General features: G+C 55.0%; 17 protein-coding genes. 5 read left to right on the top strand and 12 right to left on the bottom strand.

Going from position 1 to position 13,928, the window contains the following annotated elements:
* The first annotated feature begins 7 nt into the window (after positions 1-7).
* From KNP82_RS05710 to KNP82_RS05700, 3 genes are read left to right on the top strand one after another with little or no spacing between them, the layout of a single operon-like run.
* Positions 8-1,189 carry an MFS transporter gene (locus KNP82_RS05710; RefSeq protein WP_214827297.1) on the top strand — a complete coding sequence of 394 codons (1,182 nt, stop codon included), beginning with the start codon at positions 8-10 and terminating at the stop codon, positions 1,187-1,189.
* On the top strand, positions 1,186-1,566 hold the full coding sequence (locus KNP82_RS05705) for a VOC family protein (RefSeq protein ID WP_021067638.1): 381 nt from the start codon (positions 1,186-1,188) through the stop codon (positions 1,564-1,566). The genes KNP82_RS05710 and KNP82_RS05705 overlap by 4 nt, the downstream gene beginning before the upstream one ends.
* Before the next feature lie 12 nt (positions 1,567-1,578).
* Positions 1,579-2,415 (top strand): Cof-type HAD-IIB family hydrolase, encoded by an 837-nt coding sequence (locus KNP82_RS05700; RefSeq protein WP_214827295.1) that lies wholly within the window; start codon positions 1,579-1,581, stop codon positions 2,413-2,415.
* Positions 2,416-2,461: 46 nt separating this feature from the next.
* On the opposite strand, the gene fur is transcribed toward KNP82_RS05700, so the two are convergent.
* Entirely contained in the window at positions 2,462-2,941 is a 480-nt protein-coding gene (gene fur, locus KNP82_RS05695; RefSeq protein WP_016509373.1) for a ferric iron uptake transcriptional regulator, read from the bottom strand.
* Between the two features lie 112 nt (positions 2,942-3,053).
* Positions 3,054-3,584: an NUDIX domain-containing protein gene (locus tag KNP82_RS05690; RefSeq protein ID WP_021067640.1), complete on the bottom strand. Its 531-nt coding sequence runs from the start codon at positions 3,582-3,584 to the stop codon at positions 3,054-3,056.
* Positions 3,585-3,660: 76 nt separating this feature from the next.
* Between KNP82_RS05690 and KNP82_RS05685 the strand changes: the two genes are divergently transcribed.
* On the top strand, positions 3,661-4,491 hold the full coding sequence (locus KNP82_RS05685) for an aldo/keto reductase (protein WP_214827293.1): 831 nt from the start codon (positions 3,661-3,663) through the stop codon (positions 4,489-4,491).
* A 3-nt stretch (positions 4,492-4,494) separates the two neighbouring features.
* Here the strand turns inward: KNP82_RS05685 and KNP82_RS05680 are convergent, their stop codons facing one another.
* Entirely contained in the window at positions 4,495-5,034 is a 540-nt protein-coding gene (locus KNP82_RS05680) for a PadR family transcriptional regulator (protein ID WP_021067642.1), read from the bottom strand.
* A gap of 128 nt (positions 5,035-5,162) precedes the next feature.
* On the opposite strand from KNP82_RS05680, the gene KNP82_RS05675 reads away from it, so the two are divergent.
* Complete coding sequence (locus KNP82_RS05675; RefSeq protein ID WP_214827291.1) at positions 5,163-5,477, top strand: thioredoxin family protein; 315 nt, start codon at positions 5,163-5,165, stop codon at positions 5,475-5,477.
* 39 nt (positions 5,478-5,516) lie between these two features.
* Here KNP82_RS05675 and KNP82_RS05670 read toward each other — a convergent pair whose 3' ends face one another.
* The 9 genes from KNP82_RS05670 to KNP82_RS05630 form a co-directional block, all read right to left on the bottom strand.
* Positions 5,517-6,446, bottom strand: coding sequence for an NAD(P)/FAD-dependent oxidoreductase (locus KNP82_RS05670; RefSeq protein WP_214827289.1), 930 nt, complete (start codon positions 6,444-6,446; stop codon positions 5,517-5,519).
* A complete protein-coding gene (locus KNP82_RS05665) occupies positions 6,443-7,024 on the bottom strand; it encodes a CDP-alcohol phosphatidyltransferase family protein (protein WP_021067645.1) in 582 nt (193 codons plus the stop codon). The genes KNP82_RS05670 and KNP82_RS05665 overlap by 4 nt, the downstream gene beginning before the upstream one ends.
* The gene (locus KNP82_RS05660) at positions 7,024-7,911 is read right to left on the bottom strand and encodes an ABC transporter ATP-binding protein (RefSeq protein WP_214827287.1); all 888 of its coding nucleotides are present in this window, start codon (positions 7,909-7,911) and stop codon (positions 7,024-7,026) included. The genes KNP82_RS05665 and KNP82_RS05660 overlap by 1 nt, the downstream gene beginning before the upstream one ends.
* Positions 7,908-8,609 carry an ABC transporter permease gene (locus KNP82_RS05655; protein WP_021067647.1) on the bottom strand — a complete coding sequence of 234 codons (702 nt, stop codon included), beginning with the start codon at positions 8,607-8,609 and terminating at the stop codon, positions 7,908-7,910. Before KNP82_RS05655 ends, KNP82_RS05660 begins: the two co-directional genes overlap by 4 nt.
* Positions 8,606-9,379 carry an ABC transporter permease subunit gene (locus tag KNP82_RS05650; RefSeq protein ID WP_131471233.1) on the bottom strand — a complete coding sequence of 258 codons (774 nt, stop codon included), beginning with the start codon at positions 9,377-9,379 and terminating at the stop codon, positions 8,606-8,608. The genes KNP82_RS05655 and KNP82_RS05650 overlap by 4 nt, the downstream gene beginning before the upstream one ends.
* Positions 9,366-10,535: an ABC transporter substrate-binding protein gene (locus KNP82_RS05645; protein WP_131471234.1), complete on the bottom strand. Its 1,170-nt coding sequence runs from the start codon at positions 10,533-10,535 to the stop codon at positions 9,366-9,368. Before KNP82_RS05645 ends, KNP82_RS05650 begins: the two co-directional genes overlap by 14 nt.
* 34 nt (positions 10,536-10,569) lie before the next feature.
* A complete protein-coding gene (locus KNP82_RS05640) occupies positions 10,570-11,316 on the bottom strand; it encodes an SDR family NAD(P)-dependent oxidoreductase (RefSeq protein ID WP_131471235.1) in 747 nt (248 codons plus the stop codon).
* Positions 11,313-12,290, bottom strand: a complete 978-nt coding sequence (locus KNP82_RS05635; protein ID WP_131471236.1) for an MBL fold metallo-hydrolase — start codon at positions 12,288-12,290, stop codon at positions 11,313-11,315. The genes KNP82_RS05640 and KNP82_RS05635 overlap by 4 nt, the downstream gene beginning before the upstream one ends.
* A 101-nt stretch (positions 12,291-12,391) precedes the next feature.
* Positions 12,392-13,828, bottom strand: a complete 1,437-nt coding sequence (locus KNP82_RS05630; RefSeq protein ID WP_029595305.1) for an NADP-dependent glyceraldehyde-3-phosphate dehydrogenase — start codon at positions 13,826-13,828, stop codon at positions 12,392-12,394.
* Between the last annotated feature and the right edge of the window lie 100 nt (positions 13,829-13,928).

The raw sequence follows: 13,928 nt of genomic DNA, 5'->3' as shown, positions 1-13,928 counted from the left end.
GTGAACTATGACAGGATTTTTATTATTGACCGTGATTTACATTGCCTTTATCAGTCTTGGCCTGCCCGACGCCTTGCTCGGTGTCAGTTGGCCGTTGATGCACGTCGAGTTCAACGCCCCGATCTCGATGGCCGGATGGATTTTTATGACCATTGCTGCAGGCACGATTTTATCGAGCCTACTCAGCGGTAGGTTGCTCGAACGTTTCGATACGAAGCAAGTCACGTTCGGCTCCGGACTCGTGACGGCAATGTGCCTGCTCGGCTTTTACGCGGCCCCGTCCTTGATTTGGCTGTTCGTCCTATCGATTCCACTCGGACTTGGTGCCGGGGCGGTCGATGCCGCGCTCAACCATTACGTCGCAGAAAACTATCAGGCGCACCATATGAACTGGCTCCATTGTTTCTGGGGCGTCGGAGCGACGGGCGGACCGCTCGTCATGGCCGGTGTCTTGACGGAGAGCGGTTGGCGTGACGGCTATTTAATCGTCGCGTTGATTCAGTTCGCGCTCGCCTTCCTCCTGCTCCTGTCGTTCCCGCTTTGGAAGCGCGAAATCAAAACGGAGCCCTCCACGCTCGAACGACAAGAGACGGCTGCGGCCGCGCTCGAACGAAAGATGCCGAAAGGCCTCTCGTATGCGCTGGCCACGTTCCTGCTCTATTGTGGGATTGAGGCGCTCATCGGCCTGTGGGCCAGCAGTTATCTCGTCCAGATGAAACAGTTCTCTGTCGCGACGGCCGCGACGTGGGTTTCAATCTATTACGGCAGCATCACGCTCGGTCGCTTCCTGAGCGGGTTCCTCTCGTTCCGCTTCACGAATCGACAAATGATTCGGCTCGGGCAAACCTTCGCTTTAATCGGTAGCCTCGTGTTTCTCATTCCGGCGACCGGAGCGATGTTGATCGGATTGATTTGTATCGGGCTAGGCTTGGCCCCGATTTACCCGAGCATGCTTCATGAGACGCCGCAGCGGTTCGGGAAGGAACGGGCAAAACGGTTGATGGGCTTCCAGATGGCGTTCGCCTACACGGGCAGCACGTTCCTGCCACCGCTATTCGGACTCATCGTGTCTCAGACGTCGCTCGGCCTATTCCCGCTCGTGACCGTCTTGATTATGCTCGGGATGCTCTTGAACACGGAACGCTTGAACTCGATCATGCACCAACCATCAAAGGAGGAACTCACATGAAAATCGAACACATCGCCATATGGGTGAACGACCTCGAACCGATGCGCCGCTTCTACGAGACGTACCTCGGGGCAACTGCGAACGACAAGTATACGAACGAACAAAAACAGTTCGAATCCTATTTTCTGACGTTCCCTGATTCGACATGCCGGCTCGAGTTGATGCGACGCCCGGACGTCCAAGGCACACCACGCGAAACGATCGGCTACGCGCATATCGCGTTCGCGCTCGGTAGCAAAGAGGCGGTCGATGCGTTGACACGACGACTAGAAGTCGACGGGTATCCGCTCATCGACGGACCGCGGACGACGGGAGACGGTTATTATGAAAGTGTCCTGCTCGACCCCGAACAAAATAAACTTGAATTGACGATTTAAGGAGATGAGACGATGATTCAGGCGATTTTACTCGACCTTGACGGAACGTTATTGACCGACCAGAAGATGATTTCACCGCGCACGAAACAGATATTGCTCGACCTCCAGGCGGAAGGCAAAAAAGTCGTACTCGCCTCCGGCCGGCCGAAACGGGGCATCGAACCGTTCGCCGAAGAGCTCAGACTGCATGAATACGGGGGACTCATCGTCTCCTCGAACGGGGCGTGCGTCACGGATGCTGCGACGAATGAAACATTGTTCGAACAGGCGATTCATCCGAACGACGCTCGTGCCATTTTGGATCATTTGACCGGCTTCGACGTCATTCCGATGATCAATGACGAGACGTATATGTATGTCAATGATGTCTTTAGCGGCATGCTCGAGTTAAATGGTAAGCCGTTCAATATCATCGAATATGAGTCGCGCGGCGGTCGGTTCCGATTACGAGAAGCACCCCGTCTCGCCGACGCCATCCATTTCCCCGTCTATAAGATTCTCGTCGCGGGACAACCTGACTATCTACAGGCCCATGCCGCGTCGCTCGCAGCACCGTTCACGGACCGCGTAACGGGCATGTTCACGGCCGCCATGTACTATGAGTTCACGGATCTCGGAATCGACAAGGCCCGGGCACTTAATCATGTGTTCCGGGAGATTGGGATTGACCGCGAGCATGTCATCGCGTTCGGTGACGGGCATAACGACCGGTCGATCATCGAGTATGCCGGCATCGGCGTCGCCATGGGCAACGCCGTCGAGGACATCTTGACCATCGCCACGGAAGTGACGACATCGAACAATGAAGACGGGATCGCCACCGTCTTGTCCCGTTACTTGACGACGTGACGACATACAAAAGACAGGCAGCCTTTGAGGGGCTGCCTGTCTTGCTTTATCCGTTGATGACTGCTTTATGACCCTCGAGCGTGACGCCTTTGGCTTGGCAAACTTTACAGATGCCGTGAAACGTCAAGCGATGATCTTTGATTAAAAATTCGTATTTGCTTTCGACTTTCTTCTCGACGTCGACGAGCAAGTCTTCCATGATCTCCTCGACCGAACCGCACTCGACACAGACGAGATGATGGTGCGAATGGTTCGCGCCTTCTGGTCTGAGGTCGAAACGGGCGACGCCGTCACCGAAGTTGACTTTGTCGACGACACCGAGCTCCGTCAATAGCTCCAGCGTCCGATAGACGGTCGCGAGCCCGATTTCTGGTGCGATGCTTTTAACGAGCATGAACACGTTCTCTGCGCTCAAATGGTCCGTCTCATTCTCAAGTAGAATCCGGACAGTTGATTCTCGTTGCGGTGTCAATTTATATCCTTTGGCGCTCAATTGCTGTTTGATCCGTTCAATTCGCGTTTCCATAAGGCGCCCCCTCTTAGCATAATTCACTATTCAAAGCATACCGAAGTTCGTCCGGTTTTTCAAATTAAAATGATTCCTATGTAAGTGTAACATAACTCACTCTAGTTTAGAATCATTTTAATTTAGATAATTGCCACCACTGAATCGCCATAATCGTCTTCGCGTCAGTGATGCGTCCACTCGCCAGCAAGTCGACCGCCTCGTCGAACGTGAAGCGTTGGACTTGTAAAAACTCGTCCTCATCAAGGTTCATCGTACCGGCCGTCAAGCCGTGGGCGACATAGACATCGACCCGTTCACTACAAAAACCGGGTGCCCCGTAAAATGAGAAGATTTTTTCGAGCGTCTCGGCCGTATAACCGGTCTCTTCTTCGAGTTCGCGCTTCGCGCTCGCGAGCGGTTCCTCACCGACTTCTAATTTACCGGCCGGAATCTCGAGTGACATCGATTCAAACGCTTTCCGGTACTGCTCGACGAGGACGATGCGATCGTCTTCATCGACGACGAGGACGGCGACGGCCCCGTTATGGTAGACGAGTTCACGGACCGAGGTCCCTCCGTTCGGGAGCGAGACGACGTGTTTCTCAACGTTAAAGATCTTTCCTTCGTAAATGACTTCCCGTTCAATCGTTTTCTCTTCCATTTGTATGTACCCCTCACTTTTCCTATATACTGTGATTATGATTCATATCGTCAGACGGAACAAGGAGGAATTATCAATGGCAGAGTTAGGATTAGGAACCATGTCGATTTTAAAACACGGGGAAGCAGAAGGTCGTCGGATTCTAGAGGCCGCCTACGACGCTGGGATTCGGCATTTCGATACGGCCGACGTCTACGATCACTTCAAGGTGGAACGTCTAGTCGGTTCGACGTTTGCCGGACGCCGGGACGAACTGTTCTTGACGAGCAAGGGCGGGAACGTGCGAACGGAGGATGGGATGCGCTGGGATCCGAGCGCCGCGTATTTGGAGCAGGCGCTCGCCGATTCGCTCGAACGTCTCCAGACTGACTATTTGGATTTATATTACGTCCATGGCGGCACGATCGAGGACGACCTCGATGAGACAATCGCCTTCATGCGCCGGCAAAAACAAGCCGGGGTCGTCCGACAAATCGGACTGTCCTCGATTCGTCCGAACGTCATTCACTATTGGCTCGAGCACGGTGAACTCGACGTCTTGATGACGCCCTATTCGTTGCTCGATCGTCGCGTCGAATCACTCGACCTCGACATCCCGATTGTCGGGCGCGGACCGCTCGCCAAAGGACTATTGACCGCCGAGTGGTCCGAGCGCTTGACGGACAAAGGCTTCGAAGCATGGACTGCATCAGAGTTACGCGACGTGTTGCCGACGATCCCGACGCCGATTCAAGCTTACGCCCTTGCCGCCGCGAAACGAACGTGTGCCGTCGTCCTGCCGGGTGCCTCTTCGGTCGATCAATTGAACGAATTGATTGCCGCCAATCAAGCCGACGTCGATTCGGACAAACTTGATGAGCTGTTGGCACGGCTGCCTATTCACCCCTACACAAAACATGCGACCTGAACGTCAGGTCGCATCGGTGTCACGTTGTTTCATTTGTTCGATGGCCCAATCGGCCCAACCGGCGTAGTTTTCCATCATCCGAATCGCATACTCGCTCGTCAGTAAATAGCCGAGCGTATCGGCCTCGGACTGATGGGCCGCTTGAAACGCCCGGATTTGATGGGCGACTTGCTCGTGATGCGCTTTCGTCTCTTCGACGTAGCGAATCGCCTCGTCGAGCGGGAGCAACTGCAACAGGCTGACCCGGAGCAAGTTCTCGTCTTTCATTTTCGGTTGGTACGAGGTCGGTTGCCGCAACCAGTCGATCAACTCTTGACGTCCCGTGTCGGTGATCGAGTAAATCTTTTTGTCCGGTAAATCATGTTGGGCCACATGCTCAGAGGAGACGAGTGCTTCGTCTTCCATTTTTAACAGTTCACGGTAAATCTGTGTATGATGGGCGTGCCAAAAATGAATCATTTGCGCTTTGAACGTCGCGTTCAAGGCATAGCCGGTAGCGGGTTGATGGGTCAATAACCCGAGTAGTGCATGACGTAACGCCATAACCATCACCTATCCCTTGCGGTTCTATTTTTATTAGTGTATCACATATTGCAGCGCGACCGAGAATGCCAATCGGTTGACGCCCATTGCGATTACACAGACAATATACGTGAAGGGAGAGATTTTTTATGAAACCGATTCAATCCGATCAGCAATTCCAAGAAGCCATTCAAGATAAAGGCATGGTCGTCTTCACGACGTCATGGTGCCCTGACTGCCGTCGACTCGACATGTACGTCGACGAGCTCGTCAAAGACTACCCACAGTTCAACTGGTTCGTCGTCGACCGCGACGAATTGCCGGAACTGTCGGACGCGCAAGAAGTACGGGGCATTCCCTCGCTTCTCTTCTATAAAGAAGGCGTCAAACAAGAGCATCTCCACTCGGCGAACGCCAAGACAGAGATGCAAATCCGCTCGTTCCTCGATACGTTGAACGACTAAATAAAAAGACGACCGTCATGGTCGTCTTTTTTCGTTCTTTCAAGTAAATCGTTCGACGTAGCGTCGGTCGATTGTCCGTTTCAACCAAAACGGTAACCGCCCGTGCCACGTCAACTTCCCGTACGTCAAGAGTGCTTGTCCCGGAGTCGTCAGCAAGATGTTGAGCGATGTCCGTGATTTGAACGGCCGCTTTGTGCCCAGCAGCAGACGTGCGACGTGTCGCCCCGAGCGGACGGCATCGACGCCTCCGTTCAACTGGGCCGCCATATCGCCCGTAACAAAGATATCGCGATAGACCGGGTGCCGCAAATCGTCTTCGGTCTCGATGAACGCCGCTTCTTCCGCCAGTCCGGCCGCTGACCACCAGTCATCGGCGACGACACCGGTCGCATCCAAGACGAGTCCGTCCCCTTGTCCGGGTTGGAACGGGCCCAGGATGATCGTCACGCCGCTCCGGACGAGACGACGTGCCATACGCTGAGCGACGCGCCGTGGGAGTTCAGGCAACAGGCGACGCGCATACAATGTCACGCGTCGCTTTTGTCGGATGCATGCGAAGGCGAGCTCGACCCCGGCCTTGCCACCGCCGACGACGGTGACCGCCTCACTGTTGACAATGTCGTCCAACACATATGACGTCATCGGTTTGAGGCCCGTCCCGAGTCCACGACTTTTCGCACCGGTCGCGAGCACGAGGAGATCATATCCGACTTGCCCGTGTTCGGTCTCGACGATTCGGGCATCCGGATCGAGCCCGATGAGGCGATTGGCGACCGGCGTGACATCAGGGCGCAACCGTGTCGTCGCCGATTCCATCTCCCCGGCGATCACTTGCGGGAACGCGCCCGTGTATATCGTTTCGCGTCCCCCGATATACTGGACGTTATACCGTTCATGGAGCGCGTCGAGCCGAGCGAGAATCTCAAGTTGCCCGTGACCGAGTCCGACGAGGACGAGACGCGGCTTCATCGTAAAATCCGCCGCGCTTCTAACAACCGCTGTAAAATGGTCGACACTTCAAGGACGAGGAAAATCGTCGCGATGACGCCAATCCATGTCGGGAATAAAATCATGAGCGTGAACAAGATGAAGCATTCCGTCCGTTCTAAAATACCAGGTTGGTAATAAAACGACTTCTCCGAACGACGGGAGCTGCTCGCCCCAACGGCGAGGAACAATGTCATCGCCACGACGAACGACCCGAGCAACAGCAGAAAGACCGGCATATGCTCCGGATGGCGTAAGGCGAGCGCGATGACGACGGCAATCTCGACGATGCGGTCGAACACGAGATCGAGTACCGTCCCGAAGCTAGTTTTTTGCGAGCGACGCGCCATCGTCCCATCGAGGACGTCGAACAGACCGGACACCCATAATAGCAAGACGGCCGTCCACAGCATGTCGTTGTAAATGAAGAGACCGACCGAAACGCCGATGATGCCCCCGAGGACGGTCACCTCATTCGGGGTGAACTTCCATTTCAAGAGCCGATCGGCCCCACGTTCGATGACGGGACGAACGAACCGGCTACCGTATGTGTCTAACATCATATTCCTCCTTGTCTCTTACGTAAATAATACGTCTCACCGTCTCGGAACGATTCATCCCGTGGCAAGATGACGTAGTCCCCCTGGCCGCGGCGATATTCGCCGAGACGATGCCCGAATCGCGTGAACGACCGGATCAGCACGACCGTCTCGTCCGTCGGGGAGTCCGTCACCTCGATATGAAGCGAGGGATACAGACTGCCACCCAGTTCGATAAAGTCGCCGAACGTCGATTCCGTCTCGGATAACGCTTGTGGGGTGCCGCTCGCGCGGACGAGCCCCGCTTCGACCAGGGTCACCCGGTCAGCGACGAGCATCGCTTCTTCCCGGTCATGCGTCACGAGGAGCGCCGTCAATCCAAGTTCACGAACGAGGTCGCGAATCAAACGTTGCAACTCGTATTTGAGCTCGGGATCGAGGTTCGTGAACGGCTCATCGAGCAGAATGAGCCGCGGTGAAGCCGCGAGTGCCCGGGAAAAGCTTACGCGTTGTTGTTCTCCGCCGGAAAGCTCGTGAATCTCAGCGTCATAGCGACCAGGCAGCCGGACGCGGGCGAGCCATGTCTCTGCTTCTTGGCGCGATCGGTTCGGTGTGGCGAGTGTCACGTTCTCCCCGACCGTCAAATGTGGGAACAAGAGCGGGGATTGCGACAACATCGTGATCCGGCGCAAGTGAGGTGGCACTCCGTCAAGCGGCGTCTTCTCCCACGTCACTGTCCCGGAGTCGTGTGTCTCTAATCCTGCAATGATGCGGAGCAACGTCGACTTCCCGGACCCGCTCACGCCGACGAGAGCATGAATCTCGCCGTTCGGAATTTCTAGATCAATGCCGCGTAACACGTCACGGTCTTTAAAGCGTTTATGAACGCCTGATAATACTAAGCTCATTGCAACCGTCCTTTCACCAATCTAATCCAGATGCCGAACAGTCCGCCGAGCCCAAGATAGAGGAGGACCGGAACGAGGATGAGCACCCATGTATTCTGTAACGCCAGCGAGACGTCATTGCCTGCATAGGACTGATAAAGCCGCGTTGTGACCGTCGGAACGAGCCCCGCTCCGATCAATTGAACGAGCACGAATTGACTCAAGACGATAACCGTCGAGAACAAGACGATCGTTCGAATCGTCTCTTTCAAGAGCGGGAATAGCACGAGACCGAACCGGGTCCACGGGGCGAGCATCAACGTCTGTTCAAGAAGCGTTCGGCCAATCACATACATGGCGTTATATGCCAGCCGGATGGAATACGGCAACGTCGTGACGAGCAGGACGAGGCCAACTCCAATGTGCGTGCCGACAAGGCCGAGTTGCGCCAAAGCGATATACATGCCGAACATGCTGGCCATGACCGGGATGAACAGTGGAAGGAACGTGAACCATTCGACTGAAGTTTTCCATCTCGACTCGGTGAACATAAGCCACCAAGCCGTACCGATACCGAGCCATACGTTGATGAAGCCGAGGATGATGACATAGATGACCGTGTTTCCGAACGCCTCATCCCAACTGAACGCGGCCGGGAACGCCAAAAACAGCCCGATGAATGGGAACAGGATCAAGCCAGCGGTGAGAATCCGACTCATCGTCTCACCCCCCGTTCGATACGTCGTCGTCGTTTCGCCGTCACCGCATAGGAGCTAATGACACCAATAAAGATGAATAGCGTCCAGATGAGGGCGACCGCATACGACTCGTACGCATTTAAAAACAACCCGGTCGTTAATCGTTCGTAGGCGAGTACCCCGAGCAGTTCAGGGAAGGTGACCCCTAACAAGGCCGGCACTTCATAGGCAAACGAGATAAAAGCGACGAGCACCCAAAACGAATCGAGGAGCGGTTTAACGAGGAATGGCCATTCCGCCACTTTAAATTGTTTAAACGGCGTGAGTTGAAGTGTTTTCGCCATATCCAAATAACCCCGATTCAATTGGGCATACGTCCCAATCACCATCAAAAACACGAACGGCACTTCTTTCCAAACATACGTGAAGATGACGACGAGATGGTGGCGTTCATTCGCCTCAATCAATCCATAGAATGGGAAGACGCCTGAGAACAACAGATAAAATAAATACGCGGCTGCGACGTGCGGTATGAACATCGGCCACCTGAGAAGTGACGCGAGCCACGTCGACCGATGTCGATACACCGAACGGGCGAGCCACGTCCCGATGACAAGTGAGAGGACCGTCGAAACGACTGTCACATACAGCGACACGGCGAGACTGGCACGCCACGCCGCGTCGTTCAATTCAGACCAGTCGAACCCTATGGTCTCGTAAATCAGAAAAGCAACACCGGTGAACGGTAATGCCAGAACGAACAGACTAAGCCATAGACTACTTCGCGACACGGTCCCACTCCTCACGAATCGCATCGATCACGGCTGGCCCATAGTCAGGGATCGAGCGTTCGGCGAGACGTTCCGGGTCAGGATAAGTGACACCTTCATCGAGCTTTAAGAATGCGTCACGGTCTGCCGTATCGAGTTTGGTCAAATCGAGCGACGTCCCGTCTCCCCAGTACGTCGAGTCTTGTTTGGCGAGCTGGGCTTCGGGCGACAACAACTCATTGATGACCACGAGCGCACCGTTCGGATTTTTGGCGTTAAATGGAACGGCGAGAAAATGCGTCGAGGCAATCGAATGTTCGAGCACGAGTGCCCGTGTACCACTAGGAAACACGTCATTTTCACGCTCGGCCTCGGCGCGTCGTTCATTGAAGCCCATCGTCATCCAGACGTCACCCGCGGCGTACAACTGGTCGAGCTGGGCCAGCGATTTCGGATACGTCGTCCCTTGTTTCCATAGGGTCGGCGACCACGTCGCAAGCTTCTCCCAGAACTCGTCTGGAATCTCACCGTCACCGGCCGCAGTCCCATACTCGGCGTAGAGCAGATGGCGGACGAACGCGTTTCCTGTGAAGTCTGTCACTTCAGGATACGTGAAACGGCCAGGATTTTCTTCGGTCCAACGATGTAATTCGTCGAACGTCGTCGGCGGATTTTTGACTTTGTCCGCATCATAGTGCATGACGAACTGCACGTTCCCCCAAGCGACTTCGAGCCCGTTAGTCGGAGTTCCCGCATCGGTCGCTTGCGCTTCCTCGTTCAATAACTTGGCGTTCGGGATTTTGCCGAGCAGGTCACCCTGCAACAAATCCGCCTCGGCAGCGTTACGGAAATTGTCTCCATTGATCCACATGAGGTCGATCGTTCCTTCTTCTCGATTCGCCCGCTTGTCGAGCGACAATTGACGCACGAATTCGGCCGTGTCCATCGGGACGCGGTTCAACTCGACATCATACGTCTCTTTCAGGCGGGGCGCGACATACTCATCGATATAGCGATTGATGCCATCATCGCCTCCCCACATATAAAAATTGACCGTCGACTGTTTCGCTTCTTCGGCCGCCTGTTCGAACGTCGGTGCGATTTCGGCGCGCGTCGTCCCGCAGGCAGCGAGGAAGATGAGTGACAGCATCAAGCCAAACTGTTTCAATCGGCGCATCGTGTCTCCCCCTTTTTTCTCTATGTTGACGCATTTACTTTTTGTCAAATCCCCGTTTTGCGAGCCGTTCGAACATGACCGGGCACATTGCGTACAGTTTCGCGCCAAGTTCCATCCACCACGGGGCGTTCACTTCACGTTTCGACGCCTCACATGCCGCGACGACGCGTTTCGCGAGACGATTGGGATCGAGCATAATCGATTTCACACTCGCTTCGTAACGTCCACTCTTGTCGGCCCGGAGAAAAAACGGCGTCGCAATCGGTCCCGGGTTGACGGTCAATACATGAATTCCAACCGGCTTCAGTTCCAACCGGAGCGCGTTCGAGAACTGGAGCAGCGCCGCTTTCGATCCGGCATAGACGGCCGATTTTGGGGTCGGGACTTTTGCCGCTTGCGAGCAGACGTTGATGATCGTACTGCCACGGCGCATCGTTCGCGCACAATCACGCGCGAGCAACATCGGTGCGATCGCGTTCAAGCGCATCGTCTCCTCGATGACGTCGGTCGTTTGATCGACGACCCGGTCGAACTCGCCGATTCCGGCATTGTTCACCCAGACGTCGATTGCTCCATATGTACGTTCGACTTGGGCCACGAGCGTGTCATAGTCGGTACAGACGTCGGCTACCATCCAATCGGCCGATAACTTCTGTCCGAGTTCGCGCAACCGCTCCTCGTTCCGTGCAATCAACGTCAATCGGGCACCCGACTCATAAAAAGAATGCGCCAGCGCGGCCCCAAAGCCGCTCGACGCACCCGTGATGACAATATGTCTCATTCTACGATGTCCTCCACTCTCACATAAATCCATTTTCCATCCGTCAACTGTTTAACGACGCGCCCACGTTCCTCGAGCAACGTCAACCGGGCGAACACCTCACTGAAGACGAGCGGCATCGCCCGCCGCATCTTGCGTCCATACAGGCGCATCGACCAATCGAACACGCTCAAGCCGTCCACCCAGTCGTTCAGGAGCAGTTCACTTCGCTCATAGCGCTGAGCGATGCGGGCCTCAATCAATGGACGCGGTTTGTGAATCGGTTCCCCATGCCCGCTCACGACGAGCTTCAAGTCGACCGACTGCAATTTCCGCAGTGAATCGAGATACAGGACGACCGGCGAAGCGAACCCTTCCTCTTCGTACGGCTGCTCGATGAGCGGGTTCGGTTCGACCGCATCGATTAAATGGTCGCCCGCGATTAACACGCCACCCGGACCGAGCAGTCCGAGCTGGTCACTCGCATGCCCAGGCAGATGGATCGTCTTCCACGCCCCGTCGCTCGTCACGTCCTGTCCATCCTCGAATGTCATCGTCACAGTCGTCGGACCGATCCAGCGCAGCGCCTCCCGATAATCGGGCAATTTGTTCACAATCGTCTCCGGGGTCCCGAACCAGTGCGCCAGATCGTGCAAAAACTGGTTGCCCCGTTTGATGAAGTTCGGTGTCTGTTCTAAATAGCGAACGAGCTTCTCATGTCCGTAGACGGGAATCGAGGCGTCACGCAGACGCCACGCCTGACCCGCATGGTCGGCATGATGGTGCGTCAAAAATAAAAAATCAATATCCGCGAGCGTCAACTCGAGCTCGGCCAGTTGTGTCGTCAATGAGGTCCACGCCTCTTCCGTATCCGGTCCGCAATCGACCATAAAGAAACGGTTCATGTGTTCGACGACATAAACGTTTACGTTGCCGACCTCGAACGGCGTCGGTATATCGAGTCTTGCCAGTTGGCTTGAAATCCAGTTCGCCACGTCCCCACAACCCCTTCCACCTATCTTCACTCATTATACCTGTCCGAAAGAATGGATTTCAATCACACAAAAAAAGGAGAGGATTTCTCCTCTCCGATGTCTTATAGGTTGATGACCGTGACTTTATCTCGTGTCATCGTCTCGAGGCTGCGTCCAATCCCTTGAACACCGAGGCCTGACTGTTTCACGCCGATGAACGGGAAGTGGTCTGGGCCACGTTCCGTGCGGCCGTTCACTTGGACCGTACCGACGTCGAGCTTGTCGGCGACCGTGAAGGCGCTGTTCACGTTTTGCGTGAACACACTCGCTTGAAGACCGAACTCAGACTCGTTCGTGAGTTCAATCATCTCGTCAAGCGAGTTGACGCGGATGATCGGCAAGACTGGTCCGAACGGCTCTTCCCAAGCGACACGCATTTCACGTGTGACGTGGTCGAGGAGCGTCGGGTGCAAGAGGTTGCCGTCGCGCTCGTTTCCGTGGACGACCGTCGCTTGCTTGTTGACGGCATCGTCAATCAAGCCTTGGACGTAATCCGCCGACTTCTTGTCGATGAGTGGGACGATGAAGCTGTTATCGACCGGTGACCCGACCGTGAGCTTCTCGACACGCTCTTTCAACATGCCGACGAGTTCGTCTGCTTGGTGCTCGAGCACGAATACGCGCTTAATCGCCGTACAGCGTTGTCCTGAATACGAGAACGCCCCGCTGACGATTTGATCAGCCGCGAGCGTGAGGTCTGCGTCTTCGAGGACGAGCGCCGGATCTTTCCCGCCAAGTTCGAGCACGACAGGTACCATCGATGCTTGTTGCGACAAGTGTTGACCTGTCCCGGTACCGCCCGTGAACGTGATCATGTCGATGCCAGGGTGTGACGTCAAGTAGTCACCGATGACCGACCCGCGCCCTGTGACGAGGTTCAAGAGACCGCTTGGAAGACCTGCATCTTGGAGTGCCTCGATCATCTTCACACCACTGATGGCACCTTGTGTCGCCGGTTTGAAGACGACCGCGTTACCTGTGATGAGCGCCGGTGCGATTTTGGCTGCTGCCAAGTTGACCGGGTAGTTGAATGGTGAAATCGCGAGGACGACACCGAGAGCTTCTTTCTTGATGATTGCCATCTTGTTCTTCGAACCGCCAGGGAATGAGTCCCCTTGCATGAACCCGCCCGTGAAGCGAAGACCTTCTTCGGCCGTATAGCGGATGATTTCCGCCGTCCGGACGACTTCTTTCTTCGCGTCGCTCAAGTTCTTGCCGACTTCGCGCATGATGATTTGACCGATCTCATCAACGCGTTCTTCGAGTTTGTCCGCCCAAGCGTACAACAGTTCGGCACGCTTGTTGACCGGAAGCGCCGCCCATTCCTGTTGTGCGCTTTTCGCGCCGTGAATCGCCTCGTCGACTTCGTCGCGAGACATCGCCTGGACGTGCCCGACGACTTCATCTGTATAAGGTGAAACGAGTTCGATTGTTTCGTTCGTTGTCGATTCCTGCCATTGTCCATTAATTAAATATGGATACGTGTTCATACTCATAATCTCTATCTGCCTCCTGAGTAAGCTTTGATATCTCGTTGCCACCCCCATTGTATGCAAAATCAAATCGGTTGAACAACTATAAAGATTCAGTTTATGTAAT

Source organism: Exiguobacterium sp. s26, assembly GCF_018618235.1.
GTDB classification, from domain to species: domain Bacteria; phylum Bacillota; class Bacilli; order Exiguobacteriales; family Exiguobacteriaceae; genus Exiguobacterium; species Exiguobacterium chiriqhucha.
Note: the sequence above shows the minus strand (reverse complement) of the source record. Positions and strands in the feature narration are given on the sequence as shown.

Excerpts from the sequence above, each read along its gene's own strand:
- KNP82_RS05710 (WP_214827297.1), top strand. The coding sequence starts at position 8 with ATGACAGGATTTTTATTATTGACCGTGATTTACATTGCCTTTATCAGT.
- KNP82_RS05705 (WP_021067638.1), top strand. The coding sequence starts at position 1,186 with ATGAAAATCGAACACATCGCCATATGGGTGAACGACCTCGAACCGATG.
- KNP82_RS05700 (WP_214827295.1), top strand. The coding sequence starts at position 1,579 with ATGATTCAGGCGATTTTACTCGACCTTGACGGAACGTTATTGACCGAC.
- fur (WP_016509373.1), bottom strand. The coding sequence starts at position 2,941 with ATGGAAACGCGAATTGAACGGATCAAACAGCAATTGAGCGCCAAAGGA.
- KNP82_RS05690 (WP_021067640.1), bottom strand. The coding sequence starts at position 3,584 with ATGGAAGAGAAAACGATTGAACGGGAAGTCATTTACGAAGGAAAGATC.
- KNP82_RS05685 (WP_214827293.1), top strand. The coding sequence starts at position 3,661 with ATGGCAGAGTTAGGATTAGGAACCATGTCGATTTTAAAACACGGGGAA.
- KNP82_RS05680 (WP_021067642.1), bottom strand. The coding sequence starts at position 5,034 with ATGGCGTTACGTCATGCACTACTCGGGTTATTGACCCATCAACCCGCT.
- KNP82_RS05675 (WP_214827291.1), top strand. The coding sequence starts at position 5,163 with ATGAAACCGATTCAATCCGATCAGCAATTCCAAGAAGCCATTCAAGAT.
- KNP82_RS05670 (WP_214827289.1), bottom strand. The coding sequence starts at position 6,446 with ATGAAGCCGCGTCTCGTCCTCGTCGGACTCGGTCACGGGCAACTTGAG.
- KNP82_RS05665 (WP_021067645.1), bottom strand. The coding sequence starts at position 7,024 with ATGTTAGACACATACGGTAGCCGGTTCGTTCGTCCCGTCATCGAACGT.
- KNP82_RS05660 (WP_214827287.1), bottom strand. The coding sequence starts at position 7,911 with ATGAGCTTAGTATTATCAGGCGTTCATAAACGCTTTAAAGACCGTGAC.
- KNP82_RS05655 (WP_021067647.1), bottom strand. The coding sequence starts at position 8,609 with ATGAGTCGGATTCTCACCGCTGGCTTGATCCTGTTCCCATTCATCGGG.
- KNP82_RS05645 (WP_131471234.1), bottom strand. The coding sequence starts at position 10,535 with ATGCGCCGATTGAAACAGTTTGGCTTGATGCTGTCACTCATCTTCCTC.
- KNP82_RS05640 (WP_131471235.1), bottom strand. The coding sequence starts at position 11,316 with ATGAGACATATTGTCATCACGGGTGCGTCGAGCGGCTTTGGGGCCGCG.